17 protein-coding genes and 1 pseudogene are annotated in these 15497 nt (G+C 48.9%); 2 read left to right on the top strand and 16 right to left on the bottom strand.

Annotation, left to right across the window (positions count from 1 at the left end):
* Positions 1–255 precede the first annotated feature (255 nt).
* The 16 genes and pseudogenes from DESLBE_RS17615 to DESLBE_RS17540 all read right to left on the bottom strand — a co-directional run bounded on the left by DESLBE_RS17615 (position 256) and on the right by DESLBE_RS17540 (position 14488).
* Positions 256–2445 (bottom strand): DNA topoisomerase III, encoded by a 2190-nt coding sequence (locus DESLBE_RS17615; RefSeq protein WP_144677722.1) that lies wholly within the window; start codon positions 2443–2445, stop codon positions 256–258.
* 217 nt (positions 2446–2662) lie between these two features.
* Complete coding sequence (gene spoIID / locus DESLBE_RS17610; protein WP_144677721.1) at positions 2663–3604, bottom strand: stage II sporulation protein D; 942 nt, start codon at positions 3602–3604, stop codon at positions 2663–2665.
* Between the two features lie 67 nt (positions 3605–3671).
* Entirely contained in the window at positions 3672–4922 is a 1251-nt protein-coding gene (gene murA / locus DESLBE_RS17605) for a UDP-N-acetylglucosamine 1-carboxyvinyltransferase (protein WP_011462226.1), read from the bottom strand.
* A 149-nt stretch (positions 4923–5071) separates the two neighbouring features.
* Entirely contained in the window at positions 5072–5722 is a 651-nt protein-coding gene (locus DESLBE_RS17600; RefSeq protein ID WP_015945465.1) for a hypothetical protein, read from the bottom strand.
* A 210-nt stretch (positions 5723–5932) separates the two neighbouring features.
* Positions 5933–6334: a F0F1 ATP synthase subunit epsilon gene (locus DESLBE_RS17595; RefSeq protein WP_144677720.1), complete on the bottom strand. Its 402-nt coding sequence runs from the start codon at positions 6332–6334 to the stop codon at positions 5933–5935.
* 2 nt (positions 6335–6336) lie between these two features.
* Positions 6337–7734 (bottom strand): F0F1 ATP synthase subunit beta, encoded by a 1398-nt coding sequence (gene atpD / locus DESLBE_RS17590; protein ID WP_072772285.1) that lies wholly within the window; start codon positions 7732–7734, stop codon positions 6337–6339.
* Between the two features lie 36 nt (positions 7735–7770).
* Positions 7771–8616 (bottom strand): ATP synthase F1 subunit gamma, encoded by an 846-nt coding sequence (gene atpG, locus DESLBE_RS17585; RefSeq protein ID WP_015945468.1) that lies wholly within the window; start codon positions 8614–8616, stop codon positions 7771–7773.
* A gap of 56 nt (positions 8617–8672) precedes the next feature.
* Positions 8673–10181: a F0F1 ATP synthase subunit alpha gene (gene atpA, locus DESLBE_RS17580; RefSeq protein WP_005815472.1), complete on the bottom strand. Its 1509-nt coding sequence runs from the start codon at positions 10179–10181 to the stop codon at positions 8673–8675.
* Positions 10178–10761, bottom strand: a pseudogene (locus tag DESLBE_RS17575) (F0F1 ATP synthase subunit delta). The gene atpA and the pseudogene DESLBE_RS17575 overlap by 4 nt, the downstream one beginning before the upstream one ends.
* The gene (gene atpF / locus DESLBE_RS17570; protein ID WP_011462233.1) at positions 10755–11249 is read right to left on the bottom strand and encodes a F0F1 ATP synthase subunit B; all 495 of its coding nucleotides are present in this window, start codon (positions 11247–11249) and stop codon (positions 10755–10757) included. Before atpF ends, DESLBE_RS17575 begins: the two are co-directional and overlap by 7 nt.
* 112 nt (positions 11250–11361) lie before the next feature.
* Complete coding sequence (gene atpE / locus DESLBE_RS17565; RefSeq protein ID WP_005815466.1) at positions 11362–11592, bottom strand: F0F1 ATP synthase subunit C; 231 nt, start codon at positions 11590–11592, stop codon at positions 11362–11364.
* A 98-nt stretch (positions 11593–11690) separates the two neighbouring features.
* Positions 11691–12428 carry a F0F1 ATP synthase subunit A gene (gene atpB, locus DESLBE_RS17560; RefSeq protein ID WP_015945470.1) on the bottom strand — a complete coding sequence of 246 codons (738 nt, stop codon included), beginning with the start codon at positions 12426–12428 and terminating at the stop codon, positions 11691–11693.
* Positions 12429–12439: 11 nt separating this feature from the next.
* Complete coding sequence (locus tag DESLBE_RS17555; RefSeq protein WP_172625447.1) at positions 12440–12808, bottom strand: hypothetical protein; 369 nt, start codon at positions 12806–12808, stop codon at positions 12440–12442.
* On the bottom strand, positions 12783–13013 hold the full coding sequence (locus DESLBE_RS17550) for an AtpZ/AtpI family protein (protein ID WP_015945472.1): 231 nt from the start codon (positions 13011–13013) through the stop codon (positions 12783–12785). Before DESLBE_RS17550 ends, DESLBE_RS17555 begins: the two co-directional genes overlap by 26 nt.
* Before the next feature lie 208 nt (positions 13014–13221).
* Entirely contained in the window at positions 13222–13692 is a 471-nt protein-coding gene (locus DESLBE_RS17545; protein WP_005815457.1) for an ImmA/IrrE family metallo-endopeptidase, read from the bottom strand.
* 10 nt (positions 13693–13702) lie between these two features.
* Positions 13703–14488 carry a helix-turn-helix transcriptional regulator gene (locus DESLBE_RS17540; RefSeq protein WP_144677717.1) on the bottom strand — a complete coding sequence of 262 codons (786 nt, stop codon included), beginning with the start codon at positions 14486–14488 and terminating at the stop codon, positions 13703–13705.
* Positions 14489–14837: 349 nt separating this feature from the next.
* Between DESLBE_RS17540 and DESLBE_RS17535 the strand changes: the two genes are divergently transcribed.
* Entirely contained in the window at positions 14838–15056 is a 219-nt protein-coding gene (locus DESLBE_RS17535) for a hypothetical protein (protein ID WP_242954612.1), read from the top strand.
* Between the two features lie 14 nt (positions 15057–15070).
* Positions 15071–15496 (top strand): DUF6838 family protein, encoded by a 426-nt coding sequence (locus DESLBE_RS17530; RefSeq protein ID WP_144677716.1) that lies wholly within the window; start codon positions 15071–15073, stop codon positions 15494–15496.
* Position 15497 lies beyond the last annotated feature (1 nt).

Genomic DNA, 15497 nt, shown 5'->3' with positions numbered 1-15497 from the left:
GTATAGCTTGCTAAAGCTTGAGGTATACCTTGCTTGGTTTTGATTCTTTTATCTTGCAAAAGCCATGCCAACGACTTTATGCTGATTCGCTCCACGGCCTCCCTATGGAAAAGGCTGTCTAGAGGAGATTGGGACTTTGGCAAAACTACGGTTTCCTTATGTTGAAGAAGCAGTTTGCAAAAATGTCAGGCTTTTCACCCTGACATTTTTGCAAAAAATAAGAACCCTGACATTTTGTCAGGGTTCCTCCAGTTTTTACTTGGGTAGATTTAATTTAGCAAGGGCATCAGCCAGCGCTGTATTTAAAGGAGCGTCCTTTTCCTGTTTCTGCAAATAGTGATTGACTTCCCTTTTATTGTAGGAGCCTTTGCTTCCTTCTTGTTCTCGGCGCTTGTTAAACGCGGACAGTTTCTCCCGATATCCGCAGGCACAGGTAAAGATCTTGTGCTCTCCCTCTCCCTGCAGTTTCATTTTTTTATGGCATTGGGGACACCGGGCATTGGATTGTACGGAAAGCCCCTGACGATAACCACACTCCCGATCCTGGCAAACCAGCATTTCTCCGCGTTTGCCCTTGACCTGCAGGAGAAATTTACCGCACTCCGGGCACTTGGCCCGGGTCATATTGTCATGGCGATAGGTCTGGCCGCTCCCGGACACTTCCGAGACAAGCTGGGTGGCATAGCTTTTGATCCCCTGGATGAAACGCTGCCGGTCTTCCCGCCCTTTGCTGATTTCACTGAGCTGCTGCTCCCACTTGGCGGTGAGCTCCGGAGATTTCAGCTCAGAAGGAACCAAGCCAATCAGTTGAATCCCTTTGGAAGTAGGAACGATTTCCTTGCCGTTGCGCTCCATATAGAAAGAACTAAAGAGCTTTTCAATGATATCGGCCCGGGTGGCCGGAGTGCCCAAACCGCTGGTTTTTTCCAAAGTCTCCCGCAGGGCCTCATCATTCACCCGCTGTCCGGGATGTTCCATCGCCGAAAGGAGGGTGGCTTCGGTGTAACGCTTGGGAGGCTTGGTTTTGCCCGGCAAAAGTTTCAGGTCAAGGACTTCAAGGGTCTGCTTGGGCTGGAGATCCGGCAAATTTTGTTCCTGCTCCTCATGGTCGGCCTCCTCGTCAGCAGCCTCCCTGCCTTCATAGACACTTCGCCAGCCTTTTTGTTTGACGATTTTGCCTTTGGCGGTGAACAGTTCTCCCTGAATCTCCACTTTAACCGTGGTCTGCTCATATTCAAAGGCCGGGGACAGGACCGCGATAAAGCGGCGCACAATCAGGTCATAGATTTTGGCCTCTTCCGGACTGAGTTTATTGAGGAACACCGTTTGTTCCGTGGGGATAATGGCGTGATGGTCCGTGACTTTCGAGTTATCCACCAATCGTTTCGTAGGGGTGATTTTGGTGCGCAGAACCCGGCGGGCCAGTTCACTGTAAGGCCCTACGGCAATGGTCTTGAGCCGTTCCGGAAGAGTAGGGACGATATCCTCGGAAAGGTAACGGGAATCCGTTCTGGGGTAAGTGACCAGCTTATGCTGTTCATAAAGCTGCTGCATGATGGATGAAGTTTGCTTGGCCGAGAATCCGTATTTTCGGTTGGCATCCCTTTGCAGTTCAGTTAAATCATAGGCCTGGGGAGGCTGCTCCTTTTTCGCTTCTTTCTTAATCTCGGCAACCTGGCCCTTATGCCCCCTTAGCTTCTGCACAAGCTGTTCTGCTTTTTTCTGATCAAACATTCTGTTTTGGCCATTGCTCTTATCCTGCCAGCTCAATGAAAACCCTTGCACCCGGGCATTGATCGTCCAATAACCCTTAGGAATAAAGTTTTGAATCTCCTTTTCCCGTTCCACCACCAGAGCCAGGGTGGGAGTCTGCACTCTTCCTGCCGAGAGCTGGGCATTGTATTTACAGGTCAGGGCTCGGGTGACATTTAAGCCCACATACCAGTCCGCCTGAGCACGGCACTCGGCAGCGGCGTAGAGAGATTCGTAAGCCTTGCCCGGTTTGAGATTATTAAAGCCTTCCCGGATGGCTTTATCCGTTTGGGAAGAAATCCAGAGCCGTTTGATAGGCTTTTTCCAACCGGCCTTCCCGATAATCCAACGGGCCACCAGCTCCCCCTCCCGGCCGGCATCGGTGGCAATAATCAGTTCCTCCACATCAGGCTGGCGCAGGAGCTGCTTGACGGCGGCGTATTGCTTGGAGGTCTCCTTAATGACCACCAATTCCATATCTTTCGGGAGCATGGGCAGGTCTTCCAGACGCCACTGCTTATACTTCTCTCCATAAGCTTCCGGGTCGGCAAGGGTCACCAGATGCCCCAAGGCCCAGGTGACGATATAGCGGGAGCCGATGAAGCAGCCGTTGCCTTTTTGATTGCAGCCTAATAATTTGGCAATATCACGACCCACGGAGGGTTTTTCTGTTAAAACTAAACTCTTTCCCATTGATTCTCTCCTATCAGCTATATTTTTTCGCAGCTGTTCCAGCCATGTTTATTCGCTTTAACCAGGGCAAAAACGGGACCCTTATCTTAGTATAACACACTCCATCCGGAAAAAAGCGCAAGGCTGAATATCCCTTATCCAGAGAAATTCAGCCTGAAACGAAACGGTGGACAGATCGCTTTAAATGCCTGAAATCCCAGGGAATCACAAGGCATCCCTAAGCTTTGGTAAGGTTGAGAAGCTGGGTGCCGGGGTAATAGTGTTGGAGGATCTCTTCACAGGTTTTACCGGCCTTAGCCAGGTCATTGGCGCCGTATTGAGACATACCGACGGCGTGGCCGTTGCCGTAGGTAGTGATTTTGATTTGCTGGGGAGTTATGGTGATCTCCATGTCCGTGGAGGCCAGCCCCAGCAGGGTGCGGATCTGAGCTCCGGTGTAATTCTTGCCCAGGACGCGAACTACTTTGGCCCGTCCCGCCGCCGTTTCGCTTAAGACCGCGAAGTCGGATTCTGTAAAGGCTTTGGCCGTACTGGAATGACCGACTTTTTGATAGAGGTCGCTGGGGGTAAAGGTATAAGTTTTTACATAACGGGTGGGCTTTTCTTCTCCTGCCGCCACATTCTGCAGATAAGGCCGGGAAGAGCTCCAAACGTCCTCCGCCCGCTCCGTGGGTTTGCGCCCGGTGCTGCTATGGAAAAAGGCATCGATATATTGTCCGCGGGCCACCAATACCTGGTCCTTGGTGCTGGTTACCGCCTTTTCTATCTTGCTGTGATAGCGCCAATAGGAGAGCAAATTCCATTTCTCCTTCATCTTAGCTTCGGAGATCCAAACCTGGCTGTTGACGGTAGTGTCCACATCATAGCCGGCCTCATTGCCGGAGCGCTGGCTGATGCGTTGGGCGGCATAGGTCCGGGCGGCAATGGCCTGAGCTTTGAGAGCTTCCTCTTCAAATTCGGCAGGCATTTCCGCGGCTACCACACCCACCAAATAGTCTTCCAGGTCCAGAGATTTTACTTGTCCATCCGGCATCAAGACCCGTATGGCAATGTCCTCGGTCCTGACTTCGCTTTGATTGTACCAGCGCAGTACTGTCCAAGGAAATAAAACAATAATTATCACCAAGAGAACCAGAATTCTGAGCCATTCTTTGCGCACAAAGTCCCTCCTCCTCTCATAGGCCAAGCCCATGCTTAACACTATGCAAAGGGGAGGGACAATATGTTTACTCTGCTCTGCGAATCTGGGCACCAATCCCGGTTAATTTCTCCACCACATACTCATAGCCGCGGTCGATATGGTGAACCCCTTGAATTTCTGTTTCACCGTCTGCCGTTAAGGCGGCAAGGATCAGGGCTGCACCGGCACGCAAGTCGGTAGCGGTGACGGGGGCTGCCGTTAGATTTGAATTTCCCTGGATGATGGCACTGCGGCCTTCAATTTTAATTTCGGCGCCCATCCGTTTGAGCTCATCCACATGCATGAAGCGGTTTTCAAACACCGTCTCCGTGACCACCCCCGTCCCATTGGCCCGGGTTAAGAAGGCCAGGAAGGGCGCTTGCAGATCCGTCGGGAACCCCGGATGAACCTGGGTCTTAATATCAACAGCATTATAGACACCTTCACCTACCACACGGATGCCATCATCTTCCTCACGGAAATACACCCCTGCCTCTTCTATCTTGGCCAGGAGGGGTTTCAAATGGTCGGCGATCACATTTTGAACAAAGATATCGCCGCCGGCGGCGGCGGCCATGAGCAGATAGCTGCCTGCTTCGATGCGGTCCGGGATGACGGTGTGATTGGCACCATGCAACTCCTGAACACCTTCGATACGAATCACACTGGTACCGGCCCCCCGGACTTTCCCGCCCATTTGGTTCAGGAAATTCGCCAAATCGATGATCTCCGGCTCTTGGGCAGCATTTTCAATAAAGGTGGTGCCTTCGGCGCCGACTGCGGCCATCATAATGTTTTCCGTCGCACCCACACTGGGAAAATCCAAATAAATACGGGCGCCCCTTAATTTTGTCGCACTCACATCCAGATAGCCATGATCCATGCGAATTTCCGCCCCCAGAGCTTCCAGGCCTTTGAGATGCCAATTGATCGGCCGTGAACCGATGGCACATCCTCCGGGGTGGGAAATCCGCACCCTCCCCGTTCTGGCCAGCACCGGTCCCATGGTAACGATGGATGCTCTCATTTGGGATACTAAATCATGGGGCGCTTCCAGGCTGGTGATTTCCGGTGTATTTATATACAATTGCGATCCTTCTCGCCTCACTGATGCACCAAATGCTCCTATAACCTGACACATGACGTCCACATCCAGTAAATGCGGGGCATCGTCAATGCGTATCGGCTCCGGAGACAACAAGCTGGCAGCAATTAAAGGCAGTACTGCGTTTTTTGCTCCGCTTACGGTGATTTTCCCTTCTAAGGAACTACCGCCAGCAACAATAATTTTGCTCAAGTGTCCAGGCACCCCCAATTATGTAAAACTATCTATAGGCCAACAAATCCCCCTGGATTTGTTTAAAAGCTTAGCCAAAACTTATCCGACTTGCTTATATTCTCTTCAAGCACCCGAATTTCCTGCTTATTACCGGGTTTAGCCATGATTTAAAATTCTTCCAGCAAAACCGGTATTGCCAAGGCGGTCCTGCCTTGACCATACCCTTGGCTGATCACTTGAATATTGACTTTATCGTTACCCGCAACAACTCTCGGCAACAAGGATTCTTGCCAGCCTGCCACTGAAGAGACACTCTCAGACAAGGAAAATTGCCGGGGAAGAATATTCTGTTGCAAAGCATAGTGAGCTATATCCATCCCTTCCGGGACTCTTTCATCAAGGTAAGCGATGCCGCCTGCTTGGCCGACATCCTGTACCAATCCTTGGTACCATGAAAAAACGGCTTGTTCCGACTTCTGACTAATTCTGGTATATCCGGCCAGGGAATAACCTGCACTCATTGAATTGGCGGGATGAGACTCCTGCCAGACCCAACCTTCTTGCGGCAGCTTGTTAAGAAAATTCTCCTGAGGTTTACCTTTTGCAAACCAAAGGATGATGCGCAATTCTGCTTCCTGGGCCTCCAGCAGCCCTGTACTTAATAGTAAGGGATGCTTATCCTGTGCCTTCACTGCGGGAGAAAATGCTTGATTCCATAGAAAAGCATGGCTAAATACGGCAACTCCTAATAATACGATCAGCAATTGGGCGCTTAAGGGGGTATTTCGAAAATACGTCAAGGACGCTGTTCTCTTCACTATATCCTCACACCTTATCTTTTCGTTCAGCTTTCTGCTCTCTTTAATTCTAGTTTTGCCAAAGCCATGAAAAGATAACGGTTTTTTTGCCAGGAATTAAAATATTCTTCATCCTTATATAACCAATCTAAACCAAAAAGAAAGAGGTTGCCTCAGACGAGTAAAACTGCTTTTACTCTGGTTTAGAGACAACCTCTTTTCCAAATATGCCTATTGATTCCGAGCTGCGTTGATCCTTGCTACAGCACGCATGAGGGCCAGCTCAGCACGTCGGACATCAATTCCTTCTCTCTGAGTCAGACGTTTTTCGGCTCTCTCTTTAGCTGCCAGAGCGCGATCCAGATCAACCTTTTCACCGGGTTCCGCTGTATCGGCTAAAATAGTTACCTTATTATCCGATACTTCCACGAATCCTCCGGAGGTGGCTATTTTTTCTACTTTGCCATTAACCGTGTAGCGAATAACACCGATTTCGATGGAGGAAATCAAAGGTGCGTGATTAGGCAAAATCCCGATTTCACCGTTTCCCCCGGGCAGTACCACAAATTCCGCTTCTTCTTTAAGCACATTGCCTTCCGGGGAAACGACACGGAGTGTAAACGTCCCTGCCATAATTATGCCCCCAATGCTTTGGCTTTTTCGATAGCTTCTTCAATCGTTCCCACCATGTGAAAGGCTGCTTCCGGCAGATTATCGTGTTTACCTTCCACGATTTCTTTAAAGCCCCGAATGGTTTCCTTAATCGGAACATATTTACCAGGTGATCCTGTGAAGACCTCAGCCACGTGGAAGGGCTGGGACAGGAAGCGCTCAATCCGGCGGGCACGGGAGACGACGAGTTTCTCATCTTCCGAAAGCTCATCCATACCGAGAATGGCGATAATATCCTGAAGTTCTTTATACTTTTGCAGAATCTGCTGGACATCGCGGGCCACTTTATAATGCTCTTCACCAATAATCTGCGGGGAAAGAATCCGCGAGTTGGAATCCAAGGGGTCAACCGCAGGATAAATCCCTTTCTCAGAGATGGCACGGTTAAGAACCGTGGTGGCATCCAAGTGAGCAAAGGCGGTAGCCGGAGCAGGGTCAGTCAAGTCATCCGCAGGCACGTAAATGGCCTGTACGGAGGTGATGGAGCCGTTCCGGGTGGACGTAATCCGCTCCTGAAGGGCACCCATTTCGGTGGCCAGGGTAGGTTGGTAACCCACCGCCGAAGGCATCCGTCCCAAGAGGGCGGAAACCTCAGAACCCGCTTGGGTAAAGCGGAAGATGTTATCGATAAAGAGCAGCACGTCTTGGTTCTGCACATCACGGAAGTATTCCGCCATGGTCAATCCGGTCAGTCCTACCCGCAAACGGGCGCCGGGGGGTTCATTCATCTGACCAAAAACCATGGCCATTTTGTCGATAACCCCGGACTCTCTCATCTCGTTCCAAAGGTCGTTTCCTTCACGGGTCCGCTCGCCGACGCCGGCGAAAACAGAGAGACCGCCGTGCTCCATGGCGATGTTATTGATCAGCTCTTGGATCAATACGGTTTTACCTACGCCCGCACCACCGAAAAGTCCGATCTTACCCCCTTTGGAGTAGGGGGCTAATAAGTCAATAACCTTAATCCCTGTTTCCAGCATGACCGTTGAAGGATCTTGGTCCACAAAGGCTGGAGCAGGTCTATGAATGGGGTAAGAGGTGTCCGTGTGGACTTCTTCCCCATTATCAATGGCCTTTCCTAGAACATTAAAAATACGCCCTAAAGTCGCCGGTCCTACAGGTACAGTGATGGGAGCTCCGGTATTGAGAGCTGCCATGCCCCGCTGCAGGCCGTCGGTAGAAGACATGGCCACACAGCGTACTGTATTGTTGCCCAAGTGCTGAGCGACCTCAAGGGTGAGATCGATCTTCTTCTCGGGAACCGTGACTTTAACAGCACTATAAATCTCTGGCAGTGCCTCGGAAGCAAACTCTACGTCAACTACCGCTCCCATGATTTGCACAATTTTGCCGATATTCACAGGCGAGAAACCTCCTTTTTGCGTTTTGGCCTTGGATTATTCGAGAGCGCTGGCGCCCCCGACAATTTCGGAAATTTCCGTGGTAATCGCCGCTTGGCGAGCACGATTCAACTGCAGGGTCAGCCGCTCGATAGCCTCTTTAGCGTTGTCCGTTGCAGCCCCCATCGCGGTCATCTTTGCTCCCATCTCACTGGCTTTGCCTTCGAGCAAGGTGCGGAATACCTGAGTCTCCACATATTTAGGAAGGAGAGTGGTTAGAATCTCCTCGGCGGAAGGTTCAAAAATATACTCCGTGTTGGACACCTGCTTAGGCTTTTCAATGGGAAGAAGCTTGATCCGGGTGGGACGTTGGGAAATTGCACTGACGAATTCATTATAAAGGAGATAGACTTCATCTAATTCTCCGCTTTCATAAAGACCGATCACTTCTTGAGCAATTTCCTTAGCCTGTCCATAGGATGGGTTATCGCCTAGCCCTACGAATTCGGCAATGGTCTCAATTTTGCCACGACGGTAGAAATCTCGCCCTTTGCGTCCAACGGCAACGAGTCTTACGTCGTGAGTTTCTTCTGCAATACTACTATTGGTCATCCGAATCAGGTTCGTATTATACCCTCCGCAGAGGCCTCGATCCGATGTAATGATGATATAGCCTACCCGCTGCACAGGACGCTCCATAAGGAGAGGATGGGTTACATCCGCTTGATCCTGAGCAAGACGTGCCAGAACTTCCTGTAATTGGCGGGCATAAGGGCGGGCAGCGATGACCTTTTCCTGAGCTTTACGTAATTTGGATGCAGCCACCATTTTCATGGCTTTGGTAATCTGCTGCATATTCCGTACGCCACGAATCCTGCGTCGTATATCACGTGCACTTGCCACCTGGTTCACCTACCCCCTTTATTCGTTATTCCGCATGAAAAACTTTATGGGCAAAATTACCCTAAGAAACCTTCCTTAACCTCAGTGATAGCCTTCTCAATCTCAGCATTCAGCTCATCGTTAAGGGCTTTTTCCGTGCGGATTTTCGCGAGGAGATCAGCTTTAGTGGTGCGCATGGTGCGCAGATATTCTTCTTCAAAGCTCTTGATTTTATCCACCGGGATATCGTCCAAGAAGCCTTTAACCGCTGCATAGAGAACAACGACCTGCTCTTCGACGACCATAGGTTCATATTGTTTTTGCTTGAGAATTTCCATCATGCGCTCTCCGCGAGTGAGGCGCATTTGGGTGATCTTATCCAAGTCGGAGCCAAACTGGGCAAAAGCCGCCAGCTCACGATACTGAGCCAAATCCAAGCGCAATTGTCCGGCCACCTGTTTCATCGCCTTAATCTGTGCGGAGCCGCCAACCCGGGATACGGAAATCCCCACGTTAATGGCCGGACGGAAGCCGGCGTTGAAAAGGTCAGTCTCCAGGAAGATCTGCCCGTCAGTGATGGAAATAACGTTGGTGGGAATGTAAGCCGAAACGTCTCCCGCTTGAGTCTCAATAATGGGAAGGGCGGTCATGGAACCGCTGCCCAAATCCGGGGAGAGTTTGGCAGCCCGTTCAAGCAAACGGGAATGGAGATAGAAGACGTCTCCGGGATAGGCTTCACGGCCGGGAGGACGTTTCAAAAGCAGGGACAGTTCACGGTAAGCGGCCGCTTGTTTGGTCAAATCATCATAGATGATCAGAACATGCTTGCCGTTGTACATGAATTCTTCACCCATGGCGCATCCTGAATAGGGTGCGATATAAAGCATGGGAGCAGGCTCGGAGGCCGTGGCCGAAACCACGATGCTGTAATCCATCGCGCCATGATCTGCCAGGGTTTTTACCACCCCGGCAACCGTAGAGGCTTTTTGTCCTACAGCGACATAGATACAGATAACATCCTTGCCTTTTTGATTGATGATGGTATCCACGGCCACCGCTGTTTTACCGGTTTGCCGGTCACCGATGATCAACTCCCGCTGGCCGCGGCCAATGGGAACGATGGCATCAATGGATTTGAGTCCCGTTTGGAGTGGTTCATGAACGGATTTCCGATAGACAACTCCCGGGGCAGTGTTTTCAATGGGACGGAATTTATCGGTTTTGATTTCACCTTTTCCGTCAATGGGTTGACCAAGGGCATTGACAACGCGGCCAATCATGGCTTCTCCTACCGGAACTTCCACAATACGACCTGTCCGCTTGACCTGGTCCCCTTCTCTGATCTCAGTAAATTTACCGAGGATAATGCAGCCAATATTATCTTCCTCCAGGTTCATGGCCATCCCGTAAATGCCCCCGGGGAATTCCAGAAGTTCGCCGGACATAGCCATTTCCAGACCATGAACCCGGGCGATTCCGTCTCCTACCTGGATTACGGTACCTACATCCACTACCTCCACTGCACTATCATAACGTTCAATTTGCTGTTTGATGATTGAACTAATTTCTTCTGGACGTAAATTCATCTTCGTCTATTCACCCCTATTTTTTGAGGTTCTCTCGACCCTTTTAAGCGTGGCTGAGGCTTTGGCGAATCCTCTGCAATTTAAAGGCCACGGTTCCATCCATCACACGGTCCCCGATCTGAATCATGACACCGCCGATCAGCTCCGGACGCACTTCCTTAACCATCCGTACATTCTTTCCGGTCATGCGGGCCAACTCCTGATGCAAACGCTGCTCTTGAGTCCCACTCAGAGGAATTGCACTGTAGACTTTAGCCTCCACAATATTGCGGGCTTCGTCAGCCAGATGTGCAAATACCCGGGCAATCTCCAGAAGATAGTTTTGCCTTCTGCGATCGATCAGCAGGTTGAGGAAATTTCGCACAGTAACACTTAATTCACCGGCGAAAATCTTGTTCATCAGATCTTTCTTCTCGGAAAGAGAAATATGCGGATGATAAAGGACGTGGGCTACCTCAGCATTCTGTTCAACACACTGTGTCAGCTCCTGAAGTTCAGCCTCGATAGCGTCCAGGTTTTCCTGAACGGCAAGTTCAAACAAGGCTTGGGCATACCGCTGAGCTATCGCTCCCTTTAACATGGCAATTCCCCTACTTCTTGAATAAATTGCTCAATCATATCTTCCTGGCCTCTGACATCCAGGTTCTTACGAATAATTTTTTCAGCGACAGCCACAGATAAATCGGCGACTTGTGCTTGGACCTGAGCAATGGCCCGATCCCGTTCCCGTTCAATATCAGCCAAAGCCGACTGTTTAATCTTTTCGGCTTCGCCATGGGCAGCGGCGAGAATTTCGGCAGCTCGCTGCTCGCTCAGTTTGGTTGCTTTGGCAATAACTTCCTGAGCTTCTTGACGGGCTTTGCGCATTTCTTCCTGGTATTCGCGCTTTATTTGTTCAGCCTGCAGGCGCTCTTTTTCGGCATTGGCGATGTTAGCCTCAATCTGACTGCGGCGCTCCTCCATCATATTGATGAGGGGATTCCAAGCGAATCGTCTGAGAATATAAACCAAGAGCAAAAAAGATAAGACCTGGACGACCAATGTTAAATCAAAATGTATGGGATTCAATATTTACCCCCCTCTCAAGTCTTGTCCATCGATGATTTTTTCAAGGGGGAACTTAGTGTTCCCCCTTGTTCTTGACGGGCTGGGACTTAAGATCTCGCCCATGTATTGCAGACTACTTAGTGAACATGAGAAGTAAGGCAAGTACCCAGGTCAGAAGAGGCAAAGCCTCGATCAGACCGACACCGATAAACATGGTGGATTGCAGAGCCCCTTTAGCTTCAGGCTGACGGGCAATACCTTCCACAGTTTTCGTGATAACACTACCATTACCAAGTGAAGCTCCGAGGGCTGCCAATCCAGCAGCAATCCCTGCACCCAGTGCAGCAGCAGCAGATACGTCCACAGAGTTTCCTCCTTTCTTATTTCCCCAATAAAATTTTAAGTATTATTCCTCAGTGCATATTTCAGCACTGAAAATAAACGAAGAGTGGATGCCAATTCTTAATCCTCAGCCACCGCTTGAGCCACATAGGCTGTGGTCAAGACCGTAAAGACGAAGGATTGGATCGCCCCGATGAAGACGCTGAAGGCCAGCCAGATGGTATCCGGCAGGATTCCGCCTAATACCCAAATACCAGGAAGCATCAGAATGACGGAGATAAGAACCTCCCCGGCATAGATATTCCCAAAAAGACGGAAGGCTAAGGTCATTGGCTTGGACAATAAGTCAATGACGTGAATCAGCGAAAATACCGGATGGGGCTCTAAAAAATGATGAAAATAATGAGAGCCTTTATGTTTTATTCCCATATAGAAAACTAGACCCATAGTCATCAAGGCTAAAGCCATCGTGGTGTTGATGTCGGCGGTTGGCGACATTAACGCTGCCCCATGGAAGATCTCGTTCAACTTGGCGAACTCCACGTTATGCAAAAGACCAAAAGTAAAGTTTGGCACCAAGCCGAACACATTGGATGTAAAGACGAATAAAATCAGAGTAACTAAGTAACCTAGAAGGGGCTTGCCTTTTTCATAGTCCATATTGTCTGAGATGAGCTTGCGAACAAAATCAACCATCCACTCCAGGACATTCTGCATTTTTCCCGGCTTACCGCTGGTCAGATGCCGAACCCCAGAGAGTACAAAAACTATGATAATTGCCATAACTATCCAAGTCATGATCAGGGTTTTGCCATGGAGTGTCATGCCCCCGATTTCCCACAATATCGTTTCATGCATTGTCTATCAATTCACCCCTTTCCACTGCTTAAAATGTTCTTTATGCTTGCCATGAGAGAAATTGCCAGGCCCAGGGCTATACCCAAAGCCAAAGGAAACAGCCAGGCCGCTTGGAACCGGCCCACTGCAACAACCACCAAAGTTATCATGCCCAAACGCGCAAAAAAACTCCGACGCATGCGTTTAATCGCGATAACCACTTCGTCATCCACGCTGCGCAGAGTATCCCTATGTAACCAAAAAGTAAGCAAAAAACCTAGTACATAGCCCAGGAGCGCACCTAAGAGATTGGAATTGCCTGTCACTGCCACTCCCATAAGAATGAAAGAGGTTCCTACCAGCAGGAGGATTAAATTATTTTTTGTCATCCATAACGCCAAACTTTCTCAGTGTAACAACCAAATAACATCCTCCCAATCCTAAACCTAAAATCATCAAGAGAAGTGAGAGCCAAGGCTGAGTGCCGAATCTTTGATCAAGAAAACGCCCCAGCACAAATCCTCCCCCGACCAGTCCGGCCAGAGTGGTCGCAATACTTGTCCCGAAAGCCATCGCCTTAAGTACGGTCATGCGATTGTCGCCCATTTTACTTCCCTTCTGATCCACCGAATGTTTCGAAGAATTGGAAATAGTAAAAATTTATGCCTGGTATAAATAATAACGCCGTTTTCTAAATATTTATTTTTTCCTCTTCCCTATCATAACAATTTTTTATGCTTATCGCAATAAGCGAGTTCGAAATAAGCAATTAATAAATCACAGGAAACCGATTGAAAAAAATAATGGTGAATGACTACCTTTCATCAAATAGCTCTATAACCTCCAGCGGCTCAAAGCAAATCAGATAATTTGCCAACTCAACGCGCGGACCGTACTTTTCCTTGTAATAAGCTAAAGCATCTTCCAGGAAGCCTTCCGTCACGTCCATATATTCAGCAAATTCATATCTGCTCCTGATCCCCTCTCTGGAAGCCCCCACAAAGCTCTGGAGAGGGATTAATTTTTCATAAGCCATGCGTCTGGCCAATCGCTCCTGCTTCCGATTCCTAACTTTATGCTGGTCCAGAATATCTCCCACTGAAGTAAGGTAGTGGGCCTGCTCTTCAGCAAGGGTACAGGCTTTTTCCCGTTCTGTCTCGATGTTGCGGTTAAGCCAGATTATTTTATCGCAATATAAGCCTTTAATTTTGGGCAGCAGAGAGACTTCATAAACTCCCACTTCCTGTTGAGCCAGCTCAGCGCAAAGGGTTTCGTACAAAGTCATATCTTCACCTCTATTTATCCCGCTTTTTAGAGCGCACAAATTCCTTGAACCTCTCGATTTCCGCTAATTCCTCGTCGGTCCACTCTTCCCCGTCGTGATGAGCGGCTATGGTTTCCGGTTCGTAGCTGCCGGTCAAAGGGTCTTGTTCTTCGACACTTTCGGCGGCTAAGTGTCTCGTGGGTCTGTCAATGAATTCGGACAGAGTGTACTCGTTCGAAACTTCTCCATTAACATCGTCGGGACCTTCTTTGTAGAAGATCTTACTCTCTTCATCCTCAATGGTGAGTTTGGGGATAGACCAGTAATCAAGATAGAAAGTAATACTTTGCCCCCAGAGGACAAAAACAACCGGAGCATTCTCCCTGAAATCGGGGGGTAAGATCAGCTCCCAAACCACAAAAAGGCTTAGGTCGTAATATTCAACATCGGTAAACGCTTCTTTTTTGAGCAGGCTTTCTATGTATTTTCTTGTACTGTCTTTGAACCAAAAACCTGAATCAATATTAATCCTGGCTGCATCCCAGATAAGCTTCTTATTTTGAGGACTATCAAGGGCTGCTTTCATTCCGGCAACACGAATCGAGCATCCCGCTTCCTTGGCATTGGTGAAGGGTGAGATTCCCAACAAATAATCCGTGGATACCTTAAAGAAATCGGCCACTTTCTGAAGATTGTCTGCCGTCGGAAAGCTTTTGGTCCATTTGTATAGGGCGCCCCGCCCAAAGCCAAGCTCTCTTTCCAGCTGAGTTAAGGTTATCTTGTGAGTCTTACATAAACTCTGAATCCTTTCTAACAAAAAAGAGCACCTCCAGAAAAATATTTACGTAAAATATTCAGATTTACTATTGACTTACGTTTTATTTTCAGATATTATGGTCCCAACAGCTTGGGTTATTGAGAAGTCCGGTCGCTCAACCAACTTTTGCGTTTGTATTATGCTCTAATATTAGAATATTTTCAGACGCATGTCAATGTCTAAGCTCTTTTTAACAGTCCTTGTTCTTTGGCAACTTCATATGGACCGTTGAGTACAGACGAATAGCTCCGGCGAAGTCGGCATGACGCCGGCCAAGGGGCCCAAGGTAGAGAAAGACGGCTGAATAATATTTCAGAGATCAAAAAAGGAGGCGAGACAAGGTGTGAGCGTGAATGAGAAAGAATTTGCCGCTTTCACAAATGACCTATATCAGTTACACAGGGAATTGCCCCAAGCTCACCATAAACTTCTTGAAGATCTGGAGAAACTGACGGAAGAAGCAGGCGAACACACCTCCCCTATTATTATCGAAGCCAAAGCGCTCCGTTTAGCTCAAAAATTTGCGGAGAATATAGGAAAACGCATTGAGGGGGGATCAACATTTTAAACAATATTCACATTATGGCTGGGATCCAGCAGCTTTTGGCTGAGAACTACCCTGACCATACGATCTACATGGATCTCCATCCGGAGCACTTGGCGCGCCCCAGCTTCATGATTGAACTTGTGACGGCGGACCGTTCCCCGGTGAATTGCAGGACCGTCCGGGAGACAGTCTATTTTACTATTACCTGCTTTGATATCACGGGTGATGAGCCTGACAATACAGCCAATCTCTTATTGACCCAGCAAAGTGTGCTTGATCTTTTCCGCGCCGGTTATCTATCCGTCCAAGACAGAAATATCTCTGTCGCGGCCAGCCCAGGAGGCCGCAACGCTGATCAAGCCTATGTGGATCTGCAGTTTGAATACTTTGAGGATTGTTCAGATGGGCAGGATATCACACCATTAATGAAAGAGGTCTATACGGCCATAAAGGAGGAATAAA

The sequence above is a fragment of the Desulfitobacterium sp. LBE genome (assembly GCF_007830365.1).
Lineage (GTDB): Bacteria > Bacillota > Desulfitobacteriia > Desulfitobacteriales > Desulfitobacteriaceae > Desulfitobacterium > Desulfitobacterium hafniense.
Note: the sequence above shows the minus strand (reverse complement) of the source record. Positions and strands in the feature narration are given on the sequence as shown.

Coding starts and splice junctions, on each gene's coding strand:
- DESLBE_RS17545 (WP_005815457.1), bottom strand. CDS start 13,692: ATGACTTTGTACGAAACCCTTTGCGCTGAGCTGGCTCAACAGGAAGTG.
- DESLBE_RS17595 (WP_144677720.1), bottom strand. CDS start 6,334: ATGGCAGGGACGTTTACACTCCGTGTCGTTTCCCCGGAAGGCAATGTG.
- DESLBE_RS17550 (WP_015945472.1), bottom strand. CDS start 13,013: ATGGGCGACAATCGCATGACCGTACTTAAGGCGATGGCTTTCGGGACA.
- DESLBE_RS17615 (WP_144677722.1), bottom strand. CDS start 2,445: ATGGGAAAGAGTTTAGTTTTAACAGAAAAACCCTCCGTGGGTCGTGAT.
- atpB (WP_015945470.1), bottom strand. CDS start 12,428: ATGCATGAAACGATATTGTGGGAAATCGGGGGCATGACACTCCATGGC.
- DESLBE_RS17530 (WP_144677716.1), top strand. CDS start 15,071: ATGGCTGGGATCCAGCAGCTTTTGGCTGAGAACTACCCTGACCATACG.
- atpA (WP_005815472.1), bottom strand. CDS start 10,181: ATGAATTTACGTCCAGAAGAAATTAGTTCAATCATCAAACAGCAAATT.